20 protein-coding genes are annotated in these 19,792 nt (G+C 57.0%); 13 read left to right on the top strand and 7 right to left on the bottom strand.

Annotation, left to right across the window (positions count from 1 at the left end; translation table 11 throughout):
* The first annotated feature begins 124 nt into the window (after positions 1-124).
* The 3 genes from B9Y90_RS16940 (at position 125) to hcr (ending at position 3,796) form a co-directional block, all read left to right on the top strand.
* Positions 125-1,024 (top strand): LysO family transporter, encoded by a 900-nt coding sequence (locus tag B9Y90_RS16940; protein ID WP_085541967.1) that lies wholly within the window; start codon positions 125-127, stop codon positions 1,022-1,024.
* Positions 1,025-1,165: 141 nt separating this feature from the next.
* On the top strand, positions 1,166-2,818 hold the full coding sequence (gene hcp, locus B9Y90_RS16930; RefSeq protein WP_085541966.1) for a hydroxylamine reductase: 1,653 nt from the start codon (positions 1,166-1,168) through the stop codon (positions 2,816-2,818).
* A 9-nt stretch (positions 2,819-2,827) separates the two neighbouring features.
* Positions 2,828-3,796 carry an NADH oxidoreductase gene (hcr, locus tag B9Y90_RS16925; RefSeq protein ID WP_085541965.1) on the top strand — a complete coding sequence of 323 codons (969 nt, stop codon included), beginning with the start codon at positions 2,828-2,830 and terminating at the stop codon, positions 3,794-3,796.
* Between the two features lie 36 nt (positions 3,797-3,832).
* On the opposite strand, the gene B9Y90_RS16920 is transcribed toward hcr, so the two are convergent.
* Positions 3,833-4,264 (bottom strand): DoxX family protein, encoded by a 432-nt coding sequence (locus B9Y90_RS16920; RefSeq protein WP_039291460.1) that lies wholly within the window; start codon positions 4,262-4,264, stop codon positions 3,833-3,835.
* 150 nt (positions 4,265-4,414) lie between these two features.
* On the opposite strand from B9Y90_RS16920, the gene poxB reads away from it, so the two are divergent.
* From poxB to B9Y90_RS16900, 4 genes are all read left to right on the top strand, one after another.
* The gene (poxB, locus tag B9Y90_RS16915) at positions 4,415-6,136 is read left to right on the top strand and encodes a ubiquinone-dependent pyruvate dehydrogenase (RefSeq protein ID WP_085541964.1); all 1,722 of its coding nucleotides are present in this window, start codon (positions 4,415-4,417) and stop codon (positions 6,134-6,136) included.
* 65 nt (positions 6,137-6,201) lie between these two features.
* Positions 6,202-7,203: a low-specificity L-threonine aldolase gene (gene ltaE, locus B9Y90_RS16910; RefSeq protein WP_085541963.1), complete on the top strand. Its 1,002-nt coding sequence runs from the start codon at positions 6,202-6,204 to the stop codon at positions 7,201-7,203.
* A gap of 15 nt (positions 7,204-7,218) precedes the next feature.
* Positions 7,219-8,688 (top strand): SDR family oxidoreductase, encoded by a 1,470-nt coding sequence (locus tag B9Y90_RS16905; protein ID WP_085541962.1) that lies wholly within the window; start codon positions 7,219-7,221, stop codon positions 8,686-8,688.
* Positions 8,689-8,776: 88 nt separating this feature from the next.
* Complete coding sequence (locus tag B9Y90_RS16900) at positions 8,777-9,787, top strand: NAD-dependent epimerase/dehydratase family protein (protein WP_039291455.1); 1,011 nt, start codon at positions 8,777-8,779, stop codon at positions 9,785-9,787.
* Here B9Y90_RS16900 and B9Y90_RS16895 read toward each other — a convergent pair.
* Positions 9,784-10,614, bottom strand: a complete 831-nt coding sequence (locus B9Y90_RS16895; protein WP_085541961.1) for an N-acetylmuramoyl-L-alanine amidase — start codon at positions 10,612-10,614, stop codon at positions 9,784-9,786. The genes B9Y90_RS16900 and B9Y90_RS16895 overlap by 4 nt on opposite strands.
* A complete protein-coding gene (locus B9Y90_RS16890; protein WP_008461083.1) occupies positions 10,611-10,934 on the bottom strand; it encodes a heavy metal-binding domain-containing protein in 324 nt (107 codons plus the stop codon). Before B9Y90_RS16890 ends, B9Y90_RS16895 begins: the two co-directional genes overlap by 4 nt.
* A gap of 108 nt (positions 10,935-11,042) precedes the next feature.
* On the opposite strand from B9Y90_RS16890, the gene B9Y90_RS16885 reads away from it, so the two are divergent.
* From B9Y90_RS16885 to artJ (B9Y90_RS16860), 6 genes are all read left to right on the top strand, one after another.
* The gene (locus tag B9Y90_RS16885) at positions 11,043-11,567 is read left to right on the top strand and encodes a lipoprotein (protein WP_085541960.1); all 525 of its coding nucleotides are present in this window, start codon (positions 11,043-11,045) and stop codon (positions 11,565-11,567) included.
* A gap of 227 nt (positions 11,568-11,794) precedes the next feature.
* Positions 11,795-12,523 (top strand): arginine ABC transporter ATP-binding protein ArtP, encoded by a 729-nt coding sequence (artP, locus tag B9Y90_RS16880; RefSeq protein WP_039291449.1) that lies wholly within the window; start codon positions 11,795-11,797, stop codon positions 12,521-12,523.
* A gap of 20 nt (positions 12,524-12,543) precedes the next feature.
* The gene (gene artJ, locus B9Y90_RS16875) at positions 12,544-13,275 is read left to right on the top strand and encodes an arginine ABC transporter substrate-binding protein (protein ID WP_008461077.1); all 732 of its coding nucleotides are present in this window, start codon (positions 12,544-12,546) and stop codon (positions 13,273-13,275) included.
* 8 nt (positions 13,276-13,283) lie between these two features.
* Positions 13,284-14,000, top strand: a complete 717-nt coding sequence (gene artQ / locus B9Y90_RS16870; protein ID WP_085541959.1) for an arginine ABC transporter permease ArtQ — start codon at positions 13,284-13,286, stop codon at positions 13,998-14,000.
* Positions 14,000-14,668 (top strand): arginine ABC transporter permease ArtM, encoded by a 669-nt coding sequence (gene artM, locus B9Y90_RS16865; RefSeq protein ID WP_039291448.1) that lies wholly within the window; start codon positions 14,000-14,002, stop codon positions 14,666-14,668. The genes artQ and artM overlap by 1 nt, the downstream gene beginning before the upstream one ends.
* 155 nt (positions 14,669-14,823) lie before the next feature.
* Positions 14,824-15,555, top strand: coding sequence for an arginine ABC transporter substrate-binding protein ArtJ (artJ, locus tag B9Y90_RS16860; protein ID WP_085541958.1), 732 nt, complete (start codon positions 14,824-14,826; stop codon positions 15,553-15,555).
* Positions 15,556-16,256: 701 nt separating this feature from the next.
* Here the strand turns inward: artJ (B9Y90_RS16860) and rlmC are convergent.
* The 4 genes from rlmC to potH all read right to left on the bottom strand — a co-directional run bounded on the left by rlmC (position 16,257) and on the right by potH (position 19,789).
* The gene (gene rlmC, locus B9Y90_RS16855) at positions 16,257-17,387 is read right to left on the bottom strand and encodes a 23S rRNA (uracil(747)-C(5))-methyltransferase RlmC (RefSeq protein WP_085541957.1); all 1,131 of its coding nucleotides are present in this window, start codon (positions 17,385-17,387) and stop codon (positions 16,257-16,259) included.
* Between the two features lie 48 nt (positions 17,388-17,435).
* Positions 17,436-17,909, bottom strand: a complete 474-nt coding sequence (locus tag B9Y90_RS16850; RefSeq protein ID WP_039291443.1) for a YbjO family protein — start codon at positions 17,907-17,909, stop codon at positions 17,436-17,438.
* Between the two features lie 75 nt (positions 17,910-17,984).
* A complete protein-coding gene (gene potI, locus B9Y90_RS16845; protein ID WP_085541956.1) occupies positions 17,985-18,830 on the bottom strand; it encodes a putrescine ABC transporter permease PotI in 846 nt (281 codons plus the stop codon).
* Positions 18,827-19,789 (bottom strand): putrescine ABC transporter permease PotH, encoded by a 963-nt coding sequence (potH, locus tag B9Y90_RS16840; RefSeq protein WP_085541955.1) that lies wholly within the window; start codon positions 19,787-19,789, stop codon positions 18,827-18,829. Before potH ends, potI begins: the two co-directional genes overlap by 4 nt.
* Positions 19,790-19,792 lie beyond the last annotated feature (3 nt).

The following is a 19,792-nucleotide window of genomic DNA, read 5'->3' as shown; positions in this document are numbered from 1 at the left end:
TAAGCCTGCTATTTTCTTTTTTTCCCCGCGCAAACCTTTTTCTTCTCCCCTACTCGACTCGATTCCTTTCTTTCGGTAGTGTGACATCCGTCGTAACATTTTAACTACAAGGATTGTCCCTCCCATGCTGTCAGGATTACTTATTATCCTGGTGCCGTTGCTCGTCGGTTACCTGATCCCATTGAAACAAACTCATCTGCTCAGGCTGATTCACCGACTGCTGGGCTGGATTGTTTACGTGATCCTGTTCCTGATGGGCATTAGCCTGGCGTTTCTGGATAATCTCGCCAGCAACCTGCTGACTATCCTGCATTACTCGGTGATAAGCGTCATAGTGATCCTGCTGTGTAACATCGCCGGCCTTCTGCTGCTGGAACGCTCTCTCCCGTGGCGGCATCAGCATAAACAGGAAAAACTGCCCTCGCGCCTGGCGATGGCCCTGGAGTCCTTACAGCTCTGCGGCGTTGTGGCCTTGGGCTTCCTGCTGGGGCTGACCGGGTTCGACGTGCTCAAATACGCCACTGAGGCCAGCGAATACACGCTTATCTTCCTGCTGCTGCTGGTCGGGATCCAGCTTCGCAACAGCGGCATGACCTTCCGGCAAATCGTGCTTAATCGTCGCGGCATTATCGTCGCCATTGTGGTCGTGTTCAGCTCAATGGTCGCAGGGGTGATTAACGCCCTGCTGCTTGGCCTGCCGATAAAAACAGGCCTCGCGATGGCTTCCGGGTTCGGCTGGTATTCGCTGTCCGGGATCCTGATGACCGAGTCCTACGGGCCGGTAATTGGCAGCGCGACCTTCTTTAACGATCTGGTGCGGGAATTACTGGCTATTATGCTTATTCCGGCGCTGGTGCGCCGCAGTCGATCAACGGCGCTCGGTCTTTGTGGTGCTACCTCGATGGACTTCACCCTACCGGTGCTGCAGCGCAGCGGCGGCGTGGAAATCGTGCCTGCCGCTATCGTTCACGGGTTTATTCTTAGCCTGCTGACTCCGCTGCTCATCGCCTTCTTCGCCGCCTGATACCTCTCTGGCGGTAGCCTGCTGCCGCCAAAGTTGAGCTATATCAATCTCCCTTTAAGTTGCACCAAAAAGTCCTTTTAACCTGTTAAGCCGCAGCCTAACCTTAAACATGTATTTAAAATATAACTTTAAGGTGACATCATGTTTTGTGTGCAATGTGAACAGACCATCCGTACCCCGGCCGGCGACGGCTGCGCCTATGCCCAAGGCGTCTGCGGTAAAACGGCCCAGACTTCCGATCTACAGGATCTTCTGATCGCGACATTGCAGGGCCTGTCCGCCTGGGCAGTGGCCGCGCGCGAACGAGGCATTATCGACCACGAGATTGATAACTTTGCTCCCCGCGCCTTTTTCTCAACGCTGACCAACGTGAACTTCGACTCCGCCCGCATCGTTGGCTATGCCCGTGATGCCATTGCTATGCGCGAAGATCTGAAAACCCGCACGCTGGCTATAGATCCTGCAGCAACCGTAGCCAACCCGATGGCAGAACTTCAGCTGACCAGCAGCGACCTCGGTGAGCTACAGCGCCAGGCCGCCGAATTCACGCCAAACCGTGACAAAGCCGACATTGGCGAAGATATTCTCGGCCTGCGTCTCCTGTGCCTGTACGGCATGAAAGGCGCTGCCGCTTACATGGAACACGCGCACGTCCTGGGCCAGTACGACAACGATATCTACGCCCAGTACCACAAAATCATGGCGTGGCTTGGCACCTGGCCTGCGGACATGGGCGCCCTGCTGGACTGCTCCATGGAAATCGGCCAGATGAACTTCAAAGTGATGAGCATTCTGGATCAGGGGGAAACCGGTAAATACGGCCATCCAACCCCAACCCAGGTTAACGTTCGCCCGGTAGCCGGGAAGTGCATCCTGATTTCCGGCCATGACCTAAAAGATCTCTATAACCTGCTCGAGCAAACCGAAGGCACCGGCGTGAACGTCTACACCCACGGCGAAATGCTCCCGGCGCACGGCTATCCCGAACTGCGTAAATTCAAACACCTGGTCGGCAACTACGGTAGCGGCTGGCAGAACCAGCAAACGGAATTCGCCCGCTTCCCTGGCCCTATTGTCATGACTTCCAACTGCATCATCGACCCAACCGTGGGCTCGTACGATGACCGCATCTGGACCCGCAGCATCGTCGGCTGGCCAGGCGTCAGCCACCTCGAAGGCGACAACTTTGGCCCGGTGATTACCCAGGCCCAGCAAATGGCCGGTTTCCCGTACAGCGAAATCGAGCATCTGATCACCGTCGGTTTTGGCCGCCAGACGCTGCTGGGTGCGGCGGACACGCTCATCGATCTGGTCAGCCGTGAAAAACTTCGCCACATCTTCCTGGTCGGCGGCTGCGACGGCGCACGCGGAGAACGTAACTACTTCACCGACTTCGCCACCAGCGTACCGAAGGACTGCCTGATCCTGACCCTGGCCTGCGGCAAATACCGCTTCAACAAGCTGGACTTCGGCAACATCGAAGGGCTGCCTCGCCTGGTGGATGCCGGCCAGTGTAACGACGCTTATTCAGCGATTATTCTGGCGGTCACCCTCGCTGAGAAACTCGGCTGTGGCGTGAATGACCTGCCGCTGAGTCTGGTGCTCTCATGGTTTGAGCAAAAAGCGATTGTGATTCTGCTCACGCTACTGTCGCTAGGCGTCACAAATATCGTCACCGGCCCGACCGCACCGGGTTTCCTGACGCCAAATCTGCTGGCGGTACTGAACGAGAAATTTGGCCTGCGCGCCATCACTACCGTTGAGCAAGACATCCAACAGTTAATGAGCGCGTAAGGAGTAGCCATGACCATGCCAACGCCGCTGTGCCCGTACCGAATGCAGGTACACCATATTCATCAGGAAACGCCGGATGTCTGGACGCTGTCGCTGATTAACCACGACTTCTATCCCTACAAAGTCGGGCAATATGCGCTGGTGAGCATCCGCAACGGCAGCGAGACGCTGCGGGCCTACACGATCTCTTCCACACCGGGCCTCAGTGAATTCATCACGCTGACGGTACGGCGCATCGACGGCGGCGCTGGCTCGGAGTGGCTGACCGGAGAAGTGAAAATCGGCGACTACCTGTGGCTGTCTGAAGCGCAGGGCGAGTTCAGCTGTGAAAACATCGTGTCGGAGCGCTATCTGCTGCTGGCGGCGGGCTGCGGCGTCACGCCCATTATGGCCATGCGCCGCTGGCTGGCTAAGCATCGCCCACAGGCGGACGTGCAGGTCATCTATAACGTGCGCTCCCCGCAGGACGTGATTTTTGCTGACGAATGGCGGCATTACCCGGTCACGCTGGTGGCAGAAAACAACGCCACCCACGGCTTTATTGCCGGGCGACTGACTCGCGAGATCCTGGCCGCGGTGCCGGATATCGCCAGCCGGACAGTCATGACCTGTGGGCCTGCGCCTTATATGGCTATGGTTGAGAAGGAAGTAAAAGCGCTGGGCGTCACGGCGTTTTACCAGGAAGTGTTCTTCACGCCAGCCGCAGCACCCTCAGCGGGTGGCCTGAAGTTCACCACGCTCCAGCCGATGCGTGAGTTTTACTCGCCGGTAGGCAGTACGCTGCTTGCCGCCCTGGAGAGTAATCGCGTGCCGGTGAATGCCGCCTGCCGCGCCGGGGTTTGCGGCTGCTGTAAAACAAAAGTGGTCTCCGGCGACTATACCGTCTCCAGCACCATGGCGCTGACCGAAGAGGAAATTGCCAGCGGCTACGTTCTGGCCTGCTCCTGCCATCCTCAAAGCGACCTTGTGCTCGCTTGACCTTAAAGAGGCACCTTCACGGTGCCTCTTCTTTTTTTACCGCCAGGCAGACTTACCAAACGCGTAACGCCCTCCACCACAAAAGACTATCGCCAGCGCGCCGAGGAAAAAGTACATCAGGCTTTCAATGCCCCAGGCCCCGGTTTTATCCAGCATAAAGGTTTCCCCCACGCCCACCAGTAGCCAGGCCACAATCATCGTGCACGCCAGCCCAAGCGCGGACAGGCGCGTTAGGATCCCTAAAATAATCAGCAGCGGCGCAAGCACCTCGCCCAGCAGCACGCCGTAGGCGACAAACTCCGGGATGCCGTGCGCCGCCAGCATTCCTTTAATTCCGCCCACACCGCCAAACAACTTGTGCAGGCCGTGAAACAGCATCAGGCCGCCTACCGCCAGACGCAGTAAAAGTTTCCCCAGATCGTCTTTATTCAGCGCGCCATTCACTGCATTTAACAATTTAGTAACCATATGAATTGCCAACCTTTTAAAATGATAACGAGAATAATTTACGCTTAATATTTGCTAACAAATAGCCCCAATTTTAGGGAGGCCATTCCCCGCCGTTACGTGGAATTGAACTAAGCTTGTAAGCGCTATCACACTGGACAAGGAAAACCGATGAAACAATCCGTAGCGGCCTGGCTGGCCAAAACCCTTGAGAGCGCGGGCGTGAAACGTATCTGGGGCGTCACTGGTGATTCGCTGAACGGCCTCAGCGACAGCCTCAACCGGATGGGCACGATTAAATGGATGCCAACTCGCCATGAAGAAGTGGCCGCTTTCGCCGCCGGGGCCGAAGCGCACCTCACCGGCGAGCTTGCTGTCTGCGCCGGTTCATGCGGGCCAGGTAACCTGCACCTGATAAACGGCCTGTACGATTGCCACCGCAATCACGTGCCCGTTCTCGCCATTGCAGCCCATATTCCCTCCAGCGAAATTGGCAGCGGTTACTTCCAGGAAACGCACCCCGAAGAGCTTTTTCGCGAATGCAGCCACTATTGCGAACTGGTTTCTAACCCGGAGCAGATCCCGCAGGTATTAGCGATTGCCATGCGCAAAGCTATTCTGAACCGGGGCGTTTCCGTGGTAGTGCTGCCTGGTGACGTGGCGCTCAAACCCGCGCCAGAACATGCCACGACGCACTGGTATCCTGCACCGCAGCCCATCGTGGTTCCCCCTCACGATGAGCTTAAAAAACTCGCCCAACTGCTGCGCTACAACGACAATATCGCCCTGATGTGCGGCAGCGGCTGCGCAGGAGCGCATACTGAGCTGGTGCAGCTGGCAGCAACCCTGAAAGCGCCCATTGTTCACGCCCTGCGCGGCAAAGAGCACGTTGAGTACGACAACCCTTACGACGTTGGCATGACCGGATTAATCGGCTTCTCATCCGGCTTCCACACCATGATGAACGCCGATACGCTGATCCTGCTCGGCACCCAGTTCCCCTACCGCGCGTTCTACCCGACGGACGCAAAAATTATCCAGATTGATATCAACCCCGGCAGCATCGGCGCGCACAGCAAAGTCGACATGGCGCTGGTGGGCGATATCAAAGCCACGCTGTCTGCCCTGCTGCCCATGCTGGAAGAGAAAACCAATCGCAGCTTCCTCGACAAAGCACTGGAGGATTACCGCAAAGCGCGGGAAGGACTGGATGAGCTAGCCAAACCCACCGAAGGCAAGCAAATTCACCCGCAATATCTGGCACAGCAAATCAGCCATTACGCCGCCGATGACGCCATTTTTACCTGCGACGTGGGCACCCCCACCGTCTGGGCCGCGCGCTACCTGAAAATGAACGGTAAGCGCCGCCTGCTGGGTTCGTTTAACCACGGCTCAATGGCCAACGCTATGCCACAGGCGCTGGGCGCCAAAGCCACCGCGCCCGAACGCCAGGTGGTGGCGATGTGCGGTGACGGCGGCTTCAGCATGCTGATGGGCGACTTCCTGTCCGTTTCGCAAATGAAGTTGCCGATTAAAATCGTGGTGTTCAACAACAGCGTGCTCGGTTTTGTGGCGATGGAGATGAAAGCCGGGGGCTACCTCACCGACGGGACCGAACTGCACGATACCAACTTTGCCCGTATAGCCGAAGCCTGCGGCATTACCGGTATCCGCGTTGAGAAACCCGAGGAGCTGAACGCCGCGCTGGAACGGGCCTTCAGCATTGATGGCCCGGTGCTAGTCGATGTTGTCGTCGCCAAAGACGAGCTGGCTATCCCGCCGCAGATCAAGCTGGAGCAGGCGAAGGGGTTCAGCCTTTATATGCTGCGCGCCATTATCAGCGGGCGAGGAGATGAAGTGATCGAGCTGGCGAAAACCAACTGGTTCCGGTAAAAAAGAAGGTTGCCTCAGGCGCCCGGATAACCATCCGGGCGCAGCCTCTCGATAAAGGACCCGTCATGATCGATTTACGCAGCGATACCGTTACCCGCCCTTCCCGCGCCATGCTGGAACAAATAATGGCCGCCCCGACCGGGGATGATGTTTACGGCGATGACCCCACTGTTAACGAGCTTCAGGCATACGCGGCAAAAATCAGCGGGAAAGAAGCTGCCCTGTTTTTACCTACCGGCACGCAGGCCAACCTCGTGGCTTTGCTGAGCCACTGCGAACGCGGCGAAGAGTATATCGTTGGCCAGGCCGCGCATAACTACCTGTATGAAGCTGGCGGCGCAGCGGTGCTGGGCAGCATTCAGCCTCAGCCCATTGAAGCGGATCGTGACGGCACGCTCCCGCTGGATAAAGTCGCGGCAAAAATTAAGCCGGACGACATCCACTTCGCCCGCACTAAACTGCTGAGCCTTGAAAACACCCATAACGGCAAAGTGCTGCCGCGCGAATACCTCCAGCAGGCCTGGGAATTCACCCGCAAACACAACCTGGCGCTGCACGTAGACGGCGCGCGTATTTTTAACGCCGTGGTGTCCTACGGCTGCCAGCTGGAAGAGATTACTCGCTACTGCGACAGCTTCACCATTTGCCTGTCGAAAGGTCTGGGCACGCCGGTGGGATCCCTGCTGGTGGGCAGTAAAGAGTACATCAAGCGCGCTGTGCGCTGGCGCAAGATGACCGGCGGCGGTATGCGCCAGGCCGGTATCCTCGCTGCGGCAGGCCTGTATGCGCTGAAAAATAACGTCGAGCGGCTGAAAGAAGACCACGACAACGCCCACTGGCTGGCAGGCGAGCTACGCGAAATCGGCGTCGATGTGATGCGTCAGGACACCAACATGGTCTTTGTCCGCATGACGGCGGAAGAAGCAGAAGATTTAGGGCCATATATGCGTGAGCGCGGCATCATCATCAGCGCAGGCCCGGCAACTCGCCTGGTTACCCATCTGGACGTCACCCGCAGCCAGCTGGCAGAAGTCGTCGCCCACTGGCGCAGCTTCCTGCAAAACTAACGGGACTCAGGGACGATGGCAGAACCTCAAAGGATAGTGGTCCTCGGCGCCAGCGGCTACATTGGCCAGCACCTGGTGCCGTTACTCGTGGCGGCGGGGCATCACGTCACCGCCGCCGCCCGCCGCATTGACTGGCTGAAAAAACAGCCCTGGCCAGGCGTGGAATGCCGGCACGTAGATTTGCACTGGCCGCACAGCCTGGGCGCCCTGCTCGAAGGGGCGGACACCGTCTACTACCTGATCCACAGCATGGGAGACGGCGATAATTTTCTGGAGTTCGAACGCCAGGCGGCGCTGAATATGCGCGACGCGCTGAATATGCGCGACGCGCTGACCGAACATCCGGTTAAGCAGGTCATTTTCCTCAGCTCATTGCAGGCCAAAAGCGGGCAAACGCATTCGAAGCACCTGAAAGCCCGGCAAATCACCGCGGATATCCTGCGAGACTCCGGCGTACCGGTCACCGAACTGCGCGCGGGGATTATTGTGGGCGCTGGCTCGGCGGCTTTCGAAGTCATGCGGGATATGGTGTACAACCTGCCGGTGCTGACGCCGCCGCGTTGGGTTCGCTCCCGTACTTCACCGATAGCGTTGGATAACCTGCTGCATTACCTCGTCGCGCTGCTGGACCATCCGGCCACGGAACATCGCCTGTTTGAAGCCGCCGGGCCGGAAGTCCTGAGCTATCAGCAACAGTTTGAGCGCTTTATGGCTATCAGCGGCCGCCACCGCCCGCTGATCCCCGTACCACTCCCCACCAGCTGGATTTCCGTGTGGTTTCTGAATGTCATTACCTCGGTGCCGCCCGGCATTGCTAAGGCGCTGATTCAGGGGCTCGAGCACGATTTGTTGGCGGACGACCGCAGCCTGCGTGAACTTATCCCGCAGCAGCTCATCAGCTTCGACGACGCCGTGCGGCTGACGCTGGCCAACGAACACCAGCTTGCTAACTCGCAGGACTGGGGCTACGACGCCCAGGCGTTTGCCCGCTGGCGGCCCGACTACGGTTTTTTTGCTAAACAGGCGGGCTGCACGCTGACCACCCAGGCCTCGCTCTCTTCGCTCTGGCAGATGATCAACAAGCTAGGCGGCAAAGAAGGCTACTTTTTTGGCAACGTGCTGTGGAAAACCCGCGCGCTGATGGATTTGCTGGTCGGGCATCGGCTTGCCAAAGGGCGGCCTGATAAAGCCATGTTGGAAGTGGGCGATGCCGTCGATAGCTGGAAAGTGATTATCGCCGAGCCGGAAAAAGAGCTGACGCTGCTGTTCGGTATGAAGGCTCCGGGCCTGGGGCGGCTGTCGTTCACCTTACAGGATGATGGCAAGCAGCGCCGTCTGGACGTCAGAGCCTGGTGGCATCCTCATGGCTGCACCGGTTTGATCTACTGGCTGACGATGATCCCCGCCCATTTATTTATCTTTAGGGGAATGGCGCGGCGAATTGTTCATTTAGCGGAACAAAACTCGATCAAAAAGAGAAGTTAGCTCCTAATCTTTCAGTATTCCCATTGCATGCGCTGCCGTTTCACGGAAAAATGCGCAGCGTTAATCCAAAACATAACGAGTTGGTCACATGAAGGTACTGGTCACGGGCGCAACCAGCGGTTTAGGCCGAAACGCGGTCGAGTATTTACGCGCCAGGGGCATCAGCGTTCGGGCCACCGGGCGCAACGAAGCGATGGGCAAACTGCTGCAGAAAATGGGCGCCGAATTTGTCCATGCCGATCTGACGGAGCTGGTTTCTTCCCAGGCAAAGGTCATGCTCGCCGACGTCGACACGCTCTGGCATTGCTCCAGCTTCACCTCGCCGTGGGGAACCCAGCAAGCCTTCGACCTCGCCAACGTCCGCGCCACGCGCCGTCTGGGCGAATGGGCCGTGGCCTGGGGCGTGCGTGACTTTATTCATATCTCGTCGCCGTCGCTCTACTTCGACTACCACCACCACCGCAACATCAGCGAAGATTTTCGCCCGGTGCGCTTCGCCAACGAATTTGCCCGCAGCAAAGCCGCCAGCGAAGAGGTGATTCAGCTGCTGGCGCAGGCCAACCCGAATACCCGTTTTACCATTCTGCGCCCGCAAAGCCTGTTCGGGCCGCACGACAAAGTATTCTTCCCGCGTCTGGTGCAGATGATGCGCCACTACGGGAGCGTGCTGCTGCCGCGCGGCGGCGATGCGCTGGTGGATATGACCTATCTGGAAAACGCGGTACACGCGATGTGGCTGGCGACGCAGAAACAGGATTTACCTTCTGGCCGCGCCTACAACATCACCAACATGGAAGCGCGCCCGCTACGCACCATCGTGCAGAAGCTGATCGACGAACTGGGCATCAAATGCCGCATTCGCTCGGTGCCATACCCGATGCTGGATATCATCGCCCGCAGCCTGGAGCACTTTGGCAATAAATCGGCCAAAGAGCCGGTGCTCACGCACTACGGTGTTTCCAAGCTGAACTTCGACTTAACGCTGGACACCACGCGCGCGGAAACAGAGCTGGGCTACCAGCCTATCGTGACCCTCGATGAAGGCATTCGCCGTACCGCGCTGTGGTTGAAAGATCACGGCACGCTACACCGCGGTTAACCCTGACCATATTTTTCCAGTAATGCCTCGGCAATCGCCAGGCTCTCCGCATCCGCCTCGCCGCTGTAGTTGGCCGGGCGGAAATGCATCTGGAAGGCGGTAATCACCCTTTTCTGCTGCGCCTCGGTCATGCCTGGCAGCACTTCGTAGCCATACCGGGAAAGCACATCCAGCAGCTCGGTTTTATCCACGGGCTGCAGCGGGCCGCGGCCGTTAAGATAAAACGCCACTCTAGCGGCGTCCGGCCATGCGCCAATCCCTTTTTCCGCGAATTGCTTCCAGGGGAACAGCGGGCCAGGATCAACCTTGCGCTGCGGCGCAATATCGCCGTGAGCGACCACGTTCTGCGGCGCGATGTTATAGCGCGCAATAATCTGCTTCGCTAAATCCTCAAGCACCGCAATCTGCGGCTGGCTGAAGGGGTAAAAGCGCTGAACGCCCCCTATTCTCGTATAACCTTTGTTTTCCAGCTCAATGCCAACGGACGTGTCGTTAATCCGCGTAGCCCCTCGCCAGAAACTGACCCCGGCATGCCAGGCCAGCTGTTCTTCCGGCACCAGCTGCCAGACAACGGGCTTCCCGCCGGACAGAGGCGGCTCGGCAGGAACAAGATAGTGGGCGCTGACGTTACGATCGGTAAGCGTGGAAAGTGAACTTGAAAAATCATCCGCCGTGTAGTGGATCACCAGAATTTTCACACGCGGATAAGCGGCCTGAGCCTGATGCGTGGTGTCCACTTTATAACTGCCCCGATCGACAATCCCTTTTTGTCCGGCGCAACCCGCCAGCAACAGCGCCAGGGCAATCGCTAAGATCCTGGTTTTCATTTACGCGTTTTCACCGCCGTCCCGCTGACGCAAACCATCAGCATGCTGCCGTCCTTGCCGACGGTTTCATAGTCGATATCAATCCCGACCACGGCGTTAGCGCCCAGGCTTTCCGCCTGTTCCTGAATTTCACGAAACGCGATGTCCCGCGCTTTGCGTAACTCTTTTTCATAAGCCCCGGAGCGGCCGCCGACGATATCGCGAACCCCGGCAAAAAAATCGCGGAAAATATTGGCACCCAGGATAGCTTCCCCGGTCACCACGCCGCAGTATTCAGTAATGGTGTGGCCTTCCAGGCCTGGCGTCGTTGTAAACTGCATCACGTTCTCCTCTCTTTGCCATCAACATGTTAGCCCGGCAATCGCCACGCGATTTTGAGCCAATACGCTATGCTAAGGTAGTCCTCCTGAGAAAATAAGGAAATAAAAATGCGCAGCTCAGCTTTGGTTCTTCTTCCCTGTGCGCTGGTGTTGTCGGCCTGTACCACCGTCACTCCGGCCTTCAAAGACATCGGCACCCGCAGCGGCCCCTGCGTCAGCGGCGGCCCGGATGACGTCGCTCAGCAGTTCTATGATTACCGTATCGCGCACAAGGGTGAAGGCCTTAGCTCCGTTGCCGCGCTGCGCCCCTACCTGAGCGATTCCTTGTTCCAGCTTCTGCAAAAATCCAGCACCTCTCCGGCGGCGCAAAGCGCATTTACCCGCAGTGATATCTTCTCCAGCCAGTCTGAAGGGCCTGACAAAGCCAGCGTGGCTTCGGCGTCAACTATCCCGAACACCGATGCGCGAAATATTCCTCTGCGCGTAGAGCTGACCCGCGGCAGCCAGACCTGGAAAGATGAAGTGTTGATGGTCCGTGAAGGCCAGTGCTGGGCGGTGGACGATGTGCGTTACCTCGGCGTGGCGAGCCACGCGCCAACCGGCACGCTGCGTCAGGCAGTTGAAGGCAAATAACGGCAATTTATGCTTACGCTATGCGGGTGGAAGAAACGTAACCCCTGTAAATAGTCTGGTATATTCAGGGATCCCGGTTTTTTATACTTAGCCACCACCCGCCTCGCTATTTTGTGCTAACTTTAGGCAAGATAAGTGGTTACTTATAAGTTTTAACGCACAAAGATTGCATAACTATTCTGTTAAAGGTACCCTTTGCGGCCTCAATTGCTATTCAACTTCAGCGCATGAGTATTCAACTAGACAGCATTAATTGCTTTTACGGTGCCCATCAGGCGCTGTTCGATATCACACTACATTGCCCGCAGGGCGAGACACTGGTATTGCTGGGCCCTAGCGGCGCCGGCAAGAGTTCTCTGCTGCGCGTCCTTAACCTGCTTGAGATGCCGCGTTCCGGCAAGCTGAGCATTGCGGGCACAACGTTCGATTTTGCCAAAGCCCCCAGCGACAAAGCGATTCGCGATCTGCGCCAGAACGTCGGCATGGTCTTCCAGCAATACAATCTGTGGCCGCACTTAACCGTGCTGCAAAACCTGATTGAAGCGCCTTGCCGTGTGCTCGGATTAAGCAAAGATCAGGCGCGTGAACGCGCCGATAAATTGCTTGAGCGCCTGCGCCTGAAGCCGTACATGGACCGTTATCCGCTGCACCTTTCCGGCGGCCAGCAGCAGCGCGTTGCCATTGCCCGCGCCCTGATGATGGAGCCGCAGATTCTGCTGTTTGATGAGCCTACCGCCGCGCTGGATCCGGAAATCACCGCGCAGATCGTCAGCATTATCCGCGAACTGGCGGAAACCAACATTACTCAGGTCATCGTGACCCATGAAGTAGAAGTGGCGCGTAAAACCGCCAGCCGCGTGGTGTATATGGAAAACGGCCACATCATCGAACAAGGTGATGCCGGCTGCTTTGCTAACCCGCAAACCGATGCGTTTAAATTCTATCTCTCTCACTGATGTTGAACGGGAAAACGACAATGAAAAAAGTTTTGCTGGCCACTCTTTTAGCCACTCTGAGCCTTTCTGCTACCGCCGCACAGACTATCCGTTTTGCTACCGAAGCCTCTTACCCCCCGTTTGAGTCTATCGACGCCAACAACAAGATCGTCGGTTTTGACGTTGATCTCGCTAACGCCCTGTGCAAGCAGATCGATGCCACCTGTACCTTCACCAATCAGGCCTTCGACAGCCTGATCCCAAGCCTGAAATTCCGCCGTATTGACGCGGTAATGGCGGGGATGGACATCACCCCTGAGCGTGAAAAACAGGTACTGTTCACTAAACCTTACTATGACAACTCCGCGCTGTTTGTTGGCGTGAAGGGTAAGTACGCTGATATTGCCGCGCTGAAAGGCAAAAAAGTGGGTATCCAGAACGGCACCACCCACCAGAAATACATCACCGACAAGCACCCGGAAATCACCACCGTGCCTTACGACAGCTACCAGAACGCTAAGCTGGATCTGCAGAATGGCCGTATCGACGCTGTCTTCGGCGATACCGCCGTGGTGACCGAGTGGCTGAAAGCCAGCCCGGAACTGGTTGCCGTGGGTGACAAAGTGACCGACAAAGATTACTTCGGCACCGGCCTCGGCATCGCCCTGCGCCAGGGCAACACTGACCTGCAGAGCAAATTCAACGCCGCGCTGGATAAAGTGAAACAAGATGGCACCTACAAAGCCATCTACGACAAATGGTTCCAGAAGTAATCGACTCGATGAACGAATTGTTTCCATTAGCAAGCGCCGCCGGGATGACCGTCGGCCTTGCCGTTTGTGCCCTCATCGTCGGCCTCGTGCTGGCGATGATTTTTGCCGTCTGGGAATCCGCCAAATGGCGCCCGGTGGCATGGATAGGCTCCGGGATGGTCACGCTGTTCCGCGGCCTGCCTGAAATTCTGGTGGTGCTGTTCATCTACTTCGGCTCCTCCCAGCTGCTGCTGATACTCTCTGACGGCTTTACCCTCAACCTCGGTTTTACCGCGATCCCGGTCAAAATGGAGATTGAGAATTTTGACGTCAGCCCGTTCCTCTGCGGTGTGATTGCCCTCTCCCTGCTCTACTCTGCCTACGCGTCGCAGACACTGCGCGGCGCGCTGAAAGCGGTGCCGGTGGGGCAGTGGGAATCGGGCCAGGCGCTGGGTTTATCCAAAACCGCGATTTTCTTCCGGCTGGTCATGCCGCAGATGTGGCGCCACGCGCTGCCGGGCCTGGGTAACCAGTGGCTGGTGCTGTTGAAGGACACCGCGCTGGTGTCGCTTATCAGCGTGAACGACCTGATGCTGCAAACCAAAAGTATTGCCACACGCACCCAGGAGCCGTTTACCTGGTACGTCATCGCTGCGGCCATTTATCTGGTCATTACCCTGCTGAGTCAGTACATCCTGAAGCGCATTGACCTGCGCGCCACGCGCTTTGAACGGAGACCTGGCTGATGCTCGAGTATTTACCGGAGCTGATGAAGGGTCTGCACACCAGCCTGACGCTCACCGCCGCTTCCATTGCCGTCGCGCTCGTGCTGTCGCTGCTGTTCACCATCGTTCTGACGCTGAAAACGCCGGGACTGGTGCACATTGTGCGCGCCTACATCACGCTGTTTACCGGCACGCCGCTGCTGGTGCAGATCTTCCTGATTTACTACGGTCCGGGGCAGTTCCCGTCGCTCCAGCATTATCCGGTGCTGTGGCATCTGCTTTCCGAACCGTGGCTGTGCGCGTTAATTGCACTCTCGCTTAACAGCGCCGCGTACACTACGCAGCTGTTTTATGGGGCAATTCGCGCCATTCCGGAAGGTCAGTGGCAGTCCTGCAGCGCCTTAGGGATGAGCAAGAAAGACACGCTGGCTATTCTGCTGCCTTATGCCTTCAAGCGCGCGCTCTCTTCTTACTCAAACGAAGTCGTGCTGGTGTTCAAGAGCACCTCGCTGGCCTACACAATCACGCTGATGGAAGTGATGGGCTATGGGCAACTTCTGTATGGCCGTACCTATGATGTGGCGGTGTTCGGTGCCGCCGGTCTGGTCTACCTGATCGTCAACGGGCTACTTACGTTGCTGATGCGCCTGATCGAACGCCGGGCGCTGGCGTTTGAACGCCGCAACTAGAGCAGCTAACAGAAAAAGTGGGGCAACCCGCTTTTTTTACGCCCACGAAAGTATAATTATACATTTTAATTGCATATAAATTCACACTTTGGCATGGTGGTCTGACGCCGGGAAACGGCGACTTAAAACAATATTGACAGACAGGAGCAACACGCATGAAAAAGTTACTGTTAGCCGCCATGTTCGCTACAACCGCATTCAGCGCGGCTGCAGCGGAGAAAATCAACTTCGGCTCTTCGGCAACCTATCCTCCTTTTGAATCTCTGGACGCCAGCAATCAGATCGTCGGTTTCGATATTGATCTGGCCAAGGCATTATGCAAACAAATGCAGGCAGAATGCACCTTCACCAACCACGCTTTCGACAGCCTGATCCCTTCCCTGAAGTTCCGTAAATACGACGCGGTGATTTCCGGGATGGATATCACGCCTGAGCGCGCCAAACAGGTCGCCTTTACCAACCCGTACTACGCCAACTCAGCGGTAGTGATTGCGAAAAAAGGCCAGTTTGCTTCTCTGGACGATCTCAAGGGCAAACGCATCGGGATGGAAAACGGCACCACGCACCAGAAATATCTGCAGGATAAACATCCTGAGATCAAAACCGTCTCCTACGACAGCTACCAGAACGCGATTATTGACCTGAAAAATGGCCGTATCGATGGCGTATTTGGCGATACCGCCGTGGTGAACGAATGGCTGAAGACCAACCCGCAACTGGGCACCGTGGGCGAGCATGTGACCGACGCACAGTACTTTGGCACCGGTTTAGGGATTGCAGTGCGCCCGGATAATCAGGCCCTGTTGAAGAAGCTGAACGACGCGCTGGCGGCGATTAAAGCGGATGGGACGTACCAGAAGATCAGCAATCAGTGGTTCCCGCAGTAAATTTATCCTCACCCGGGCCGCTCCTTAGTCACAAATATGCTTAATGTAAGGCCCACTAAGATTCCGTTCACCTAAAGTGCAAGCTCATATGCAGCCACCGCACCAGTGAACGTGTCAGGGGGCATTACGCCATGCCCCCTGACAACCCCTGGCGCCCGGCGAGCTCATCGCCGCTGAAGCGGTAAACCCACCGGCTATCACCCAAACATTCGGGGAAGTTGAGAAAGAACCGGGAACATGTATTCCCCTCACCCCGGCCCTCTCCCCAAGGGGGCGAGGGAGAAAACACCAGGTCAGAACAGAACACAATCTATTCCCTCTCCTTTCCAGGGAGAGGGTTAGGGTGAGGGTAAAAAAACAGCAGCGATGCAGCGGGTTAAGCCAGTGCTGAACATAAAGCGAGGCACGGTTCCGGCTTAAATCGCCTCCGTTTTCTCTCCGACTGGCCAGGGTCCGGACGTCGGGAACGGCCGGAGGCTGAGAGCGTCGGGAACGCATCTCAGCCGACCCAGGACTGGGAGATAAAACGGAGGTTTGCCGCTTCAGCGGTCGATTTATTTGGCCGGGAGTCCGGGTTCTCAGGGGAATGACGGTGATTCCCCTGAGACGTTCACCGATGCGGTGGTGGCATATGGAAACCGAACTGGAAGTGAACGGAACCTTAGCCGAGTCTGCAGAAGCCGCTAGCACGAATGTCAAAGTTAGGAACAACGCTCCAACAGCGTCAACACTTCGTAATGCGAAGTATGCGGGAACATATCAAACAGCTGGGTACGCACCACGCGATAACCCGGCAGCATCTGAATATCCTTCGCCATGGTCTGCGCGTTGCAGCTTGAGTAGACGATAAACGCCGGGGCCATCTGCGTCAGATAATCGCACAGCGCTTTGCCTATCCCACGGCGCGGCGGGTTCACCAGCACCAACTGCGGGATATCCTGCTGGGCAACGGCAAACTGCGTGGAATCCAGCGCCTGAAAATGAATATTATGCAGGCCAAGTTTTTCAGCCGACTGCTTTGCACTGGCAATTGCCTCGGGGGCAATTTCAATCCCGGTTAGCTTCATCTCCGGCGTGGCGCAGTGCAGGCCAAATCCTCCCACGCCGCAGAACAGATCCCACATATGGTTGACGGGTAGCGCGCGCACCCAGTCGCGAGCGGTGGCATACAGCCGGGAAGCAACCTCAGGGTTAGTCTGGAAGAAACTTTGCGGACGAATATAAAGCGGCACGCCGTTGAATACCTCTTCGAGCGCACGCTGTTCGGTCAGCGGAATTTCCTGCTCACCTTCCATAATCGCCATGTGTACGGGCTGAATGTTGGCCGAAATCACCTTGAGCTGAGGAAGTTGCTGCTGTAACCACGTCAGCGCCGCTTTCAACTGCTCCAGCTTGCTTTCCGAGCGCAGCACAAAGCGCAGCATCATGCCGCCATCCGCCAGGCTTTCGGTCAGCAGCAGATACTTCAGCTCGCCACGCTTACGCGCTACGTTGTAGGGCGTTAATCCCGCCCGGGCAATGAAGGGCTTCAGCGCCGCAAAAACAGGCTCAAATGAAACAGGATAAAGCGGGCAGTCGGTTAAATCTTCGGGCGTGCCGTCGCGGTGCAACATCCCCAGCAGCGGTTTTTCCACGCTGCCGCTGACCACCATTTTGGCTTTATTGCGAAACGCACGCTCAGGGCCGCTGACCGGCTGGCACCACTCGCCTACGGCAATGCCTTCCAGCAGCTGCCGGAGATCGGTCATTTTAGCGAGAAGCTGGTCTTCCACCGGTTGTTCAATCCACTGGCAGGAACGGCAGCGGCCGGCATCATAGAGCGCGCATTGCATAGAAAAACCCTGAGAAAAAACGAGGGCGCAGATTGTAGCACTCTGCGCTTACTGAAGTCTGAAAAAAAGCCGGCTGCGGGCGGGGACAAACAGCAAAAGCAGCACCAGAATATCGGGCAGCTTTTGGGTAAACAGCGAACGGAAGATCTCGCGCTTAGTGCCCCCGGCAACGCTGAATAGTTCGGGGTATCCCCAGCCCAGGGAGGACAGAGACAACCAGACCACGGAAATAATTTGGGTCAGCAGGAACAGCCAGCGCCCCCAGTTACGCCCTTTGACGATGACGAACGCGCAGCGCAGTTCGACAAAAAGCATCAACAGGCTGCCGAGAAAAACCAGCGTCAGGGGCCAGGTTTGCACGCTGCGATGGACAAAATCCATCACCCCGCTCACCCCGAGCATATTAAACAGCAGCAGCAGGTCGAGGCATCGGGTAGTGACGATGCCGATAGCCGCCACCATCACCAGCGTGGGGACGTTTAATTTTGCATGGGATGACCGCTGTTTCCTGATAATTTCCACAACCTCGCGTTCCTTACGTCACGGTGCCGCGACAAGCGCGGCACCGGAGGCACATCATTGCAGATTTTAGGCGTTTTAACCACGTCTTGCACTCTGGATATCGCGCAGCCGCTGCTTTTCTGCCCGCGCCATAAACCACCATGCAATCAAGCCGATAACGCCCACCACGCCGAGAATGATCGACGCCAGGGCGTTAATTTCCGGGTTAACCCCCATACGCACATTCGAGAACACCAGCATCGGCAGCGTGGTCGCGCCCGGCCCGGAAACGAAGCTGGCGATAACCAGGTCGTCGAGCGAAAGCGTGAACGCCAGCAGCCAGCCGGAGATAATGGCGGGCGAGATCATCGGCACGGTGATCACAAAGAACACTTTTAGCGGCGTCACCCCCAGATCCATCGCCGCTTCTTCAATGGAGCGGTCCAGCTCCCGCAAGCGTGAGCTAATCACCACGGCAACATAGGCGGTGCAGAACGTCACATGCGCCAGCCAGATGGTAAGCATTCCCCTGTCGCTCGGCCAGCCAATCGCGTGTGCCAGCGCTACGAACAGCAGCAGCAGCGAAAGCCCGGTGATCACATCCGGCATAACCAGCGGCGCCGTTAGCATAAAGGCAAATCCGGTTGAGCCACGAAAGCGACCAAAACGCACCATCACCACGGCAGCAATCGTCCCCAGGATAACCGCCATCGTGGCGGCAGCCGCAGCAATGGTCAGGCTCAGGCCAACGGCGTTCATCATCGCCGAATCCCGGAACAGCTCGCCATACCAGCGCGTTGACCAGCCGGCCCATACCGTCACCAGCTTAGAACTGTTAAACGAGTAGATAACCAGCATTAGCATGGGCGCATACAGGAAGGTAAAGCCAATGACCAGAATCAAAATTCGCCACGGAGAGCGCACAACCGGTAAGTTGTTCATGCGTGATCCTCCGCCGCTTTGTTCTGATATTTGTGGAACCACATGATCGGCACGATCAGCAGCAGAAGCATGATAATCGCCACGGCTGAGGCCACCGGCCAGTCGCGATTATTAAAAAACTCCTGCCACAGGACGCGACCAATCATGATGCTGTCCGGCCCGCCAAGCAGTTCCGGGATCACAAACTCTCCTACCGCCGGAATAAACACCAGCATCGAACCGGCAATAATCCCGCCTTTGGTCAGTGGCACAATCACGCTGAAGAACGTTTTCAGCGGCCGCGCGCCGAGATCTAACGAAGCTTCCACCAGCGAATAATCTATACGCGTCAGTGCGGTATAAATCGGCAATACCATAAAGGGCAGATAGGCATAAACCACCCCGATGTAGACCGCAAGGTTGGTGTGCAAAATCGTCAGCGGCTGGTCGATAACCCCGAGCCAAAGCAGCACGTTATTCAATATGCCGTTATTTTTCAGGATGCCCATCCACGCATACACGCGGATCAGGAACGAGGTCCATGAAGGCAGGATCACCAACAACAGCAGGATGTTTCGCGTTGAGGGCTTACTGTGCGCCACCGCCCACGCGAGCGGATAGCCCAGCGCCAGGCAACACAGCGTTGACACCGCCGCCACCTGCAAGGATTGCAGATAAGCTTCGAAGTAGAGCGGATCGTCCGTCAGCTGGAAGTAGTTCGCCAGATTCAGCGTGATCGACAGCTGGCCATCGGCCCAGCTCACCAGATCGCTGTAGGGCGGGATCGCCCGGGCTATTTCCGAAAAACTGATCTTAAAGACGATCAGGAACGGCAGCATAAACAGCAGGATCAGCCACAAATAGGGCAGCGCGATCGCCAGCTTGCGCCCGTGCGCCATCTGCAAGCGAGCGAGTAAACGCTTCACGCCCGAGGGCTGAGGAACAGCCGTCTCTGCCGGGCCTTCAGAAAGTGTTGTCATCTT

The organism is Cedecea sp. NFIX57, assembly GCF_900177785.1.
GTDB lineage: Bacteria > Pseudomonadota > Gammaproteobacteria > Enterobacterales > Enterobacteriaceae > Cedecea > Cedecea neteri_C.
This window is presented reverse-complemented; position numbering and strand designations above follow the sequence as displayed.

What these genes read in the sequence shown, in the direction of transcription:
- B9Y90_RS16940 (WP_085541967.1), top strand. Translation starts at nt 125, where the DNA reads ATGCTGTCAGGATTACTTATTATCCTGGTGCCGTTGCTCGTCGGTTAC.
- hcp (WP_085541966.1), top strand. Translation starts at nt 1,166, where the DNA reads ATGTTTTGTGTGCAATGTGAACAGACCATCCGTACCCCGGCCGGCGAC.
- hcr (WP_085541965.1), top strand. Translation starts at nt 2,828, where the DNA reads ATGACCATGCCAACGCCGCTGTGCCCGTACCGAATGCAGGTACACCAT.
- B9Y90_RS16920 (WP_039291460.1), bottom strand. Translation starts at nt 4,264, where the DNA reads ATGGTTACTAAATTGTTAAATGCAGTGAATGGCGCGCTGAATAAAGAC.
- poxB (WP_085541964.1), top strand. Translation starts at nt 4,415, where the DNA reads ATGAAACAATCCGTAGCGGCCTGGCTGGCCAAAACCCTTGAGAGCGCG.
- ltaE (WP_085541963.1), top strand. Translation starts at nt 6,202, where the DNA reads ATGATCGATTTACGCAGCGATACCGTTACCCGCCCTTCCCGCGCCATG.
- B9Y90_RS16905 (WP_085541962.1), top strand. Translation starts at nt 7,219, where the DNA reads ATGGCAGAACCTCAAAGGATAGTGGTCCTCGGCGCCAGCGGCTACATT.
- B9Y90_RS16900 (WP_039291455.1), top strand. Translation starts at nt 8,777, where the DNA reads ATGAAGGTACTGGTCACGGGCGCAACCAGCGGTTTAGGCCGAAACGCG.
- B9Y90_RS16895 (WP_085541961.1), bottom strand. Translation starts at nt 10,614, where the DNA reads ATGAAAACCAGGATCTTAGCGATTGCCCTGGCGCTGTTGCTGGCGGGT.
- B9Y90_RS16890 (WP_008461083.1), bottom strand. Translation starts at nt 10,934, where the DNA reads ATGCAGTTTACAACGACGCCAGGCCTGGAAGGCCACACCATTACTGAA.
- B9Y90_RS16885 (WP_085541960.1), top strand. Translation starts at nt 11,043, where the DNA reads ATGCGCAGCTCAGCTTTGGTTCTTCTTCCCTGTGCGCTGGTGTTGTCG.
- artP (WP_039291449.1), top strand. Translation starts at nt 11,795, where the DNA reads ATGAGTATTCAACTAGACAGCATTAATTGCTTTTACGGTGCCCATCAG.
- artJ (WP_008461077.1), top strand. Translation starts at nt 12,544, where the DNA reads ATGAAAAAAGTTTTGCTGGCCACTCTTTTAGCCACTCTGAGCCTTTCT.
- artQ (WP_085541959.1), top strand. Translation starts at nt 13,284, where the DNA reads ATGAACGAATTGTTTCCATTAGCAAGCGCCGCCGGGATGACCGTCGGC.
- artM (WP_039291448.1), top strand. Translation starts at nt 14,000, where the DNA reads ATGCTCGAGTATTTACCGGAGCTGATGAAGGGTCTGCACACCAGCCTG.
- artJ (WP_085541958.1), top strand. Translation starts at nt 14,824, where the DNA reads ATGAAAAAGTTACTGTTAGCCGCCATGTTCGCTACAACCGCATTCAGC.
- rlmC (WP_085541957.1), bottom strand. Translation starts at nt 17,387, where the DNA reads ATGCAATGCGCGCTCTATGATGCCGGCCGCTGCCGTTCCTGCCAGTGG.
- potI (WP_085541956.1), bottom strand. Translation starts at nt 18,830, where the DNA reads ATGAACAACTTACCGGTTGTGCGCTCTCCGTGGCGAATTTTGATTCTG.
- potH (WP_085541955.1), bottom strand. Translation starts at nt 19,789, where the DNA reads ATGACAACACTTTCTGAAGGCCCGGCAGAGACGGCTGTTCCTCAGCCC.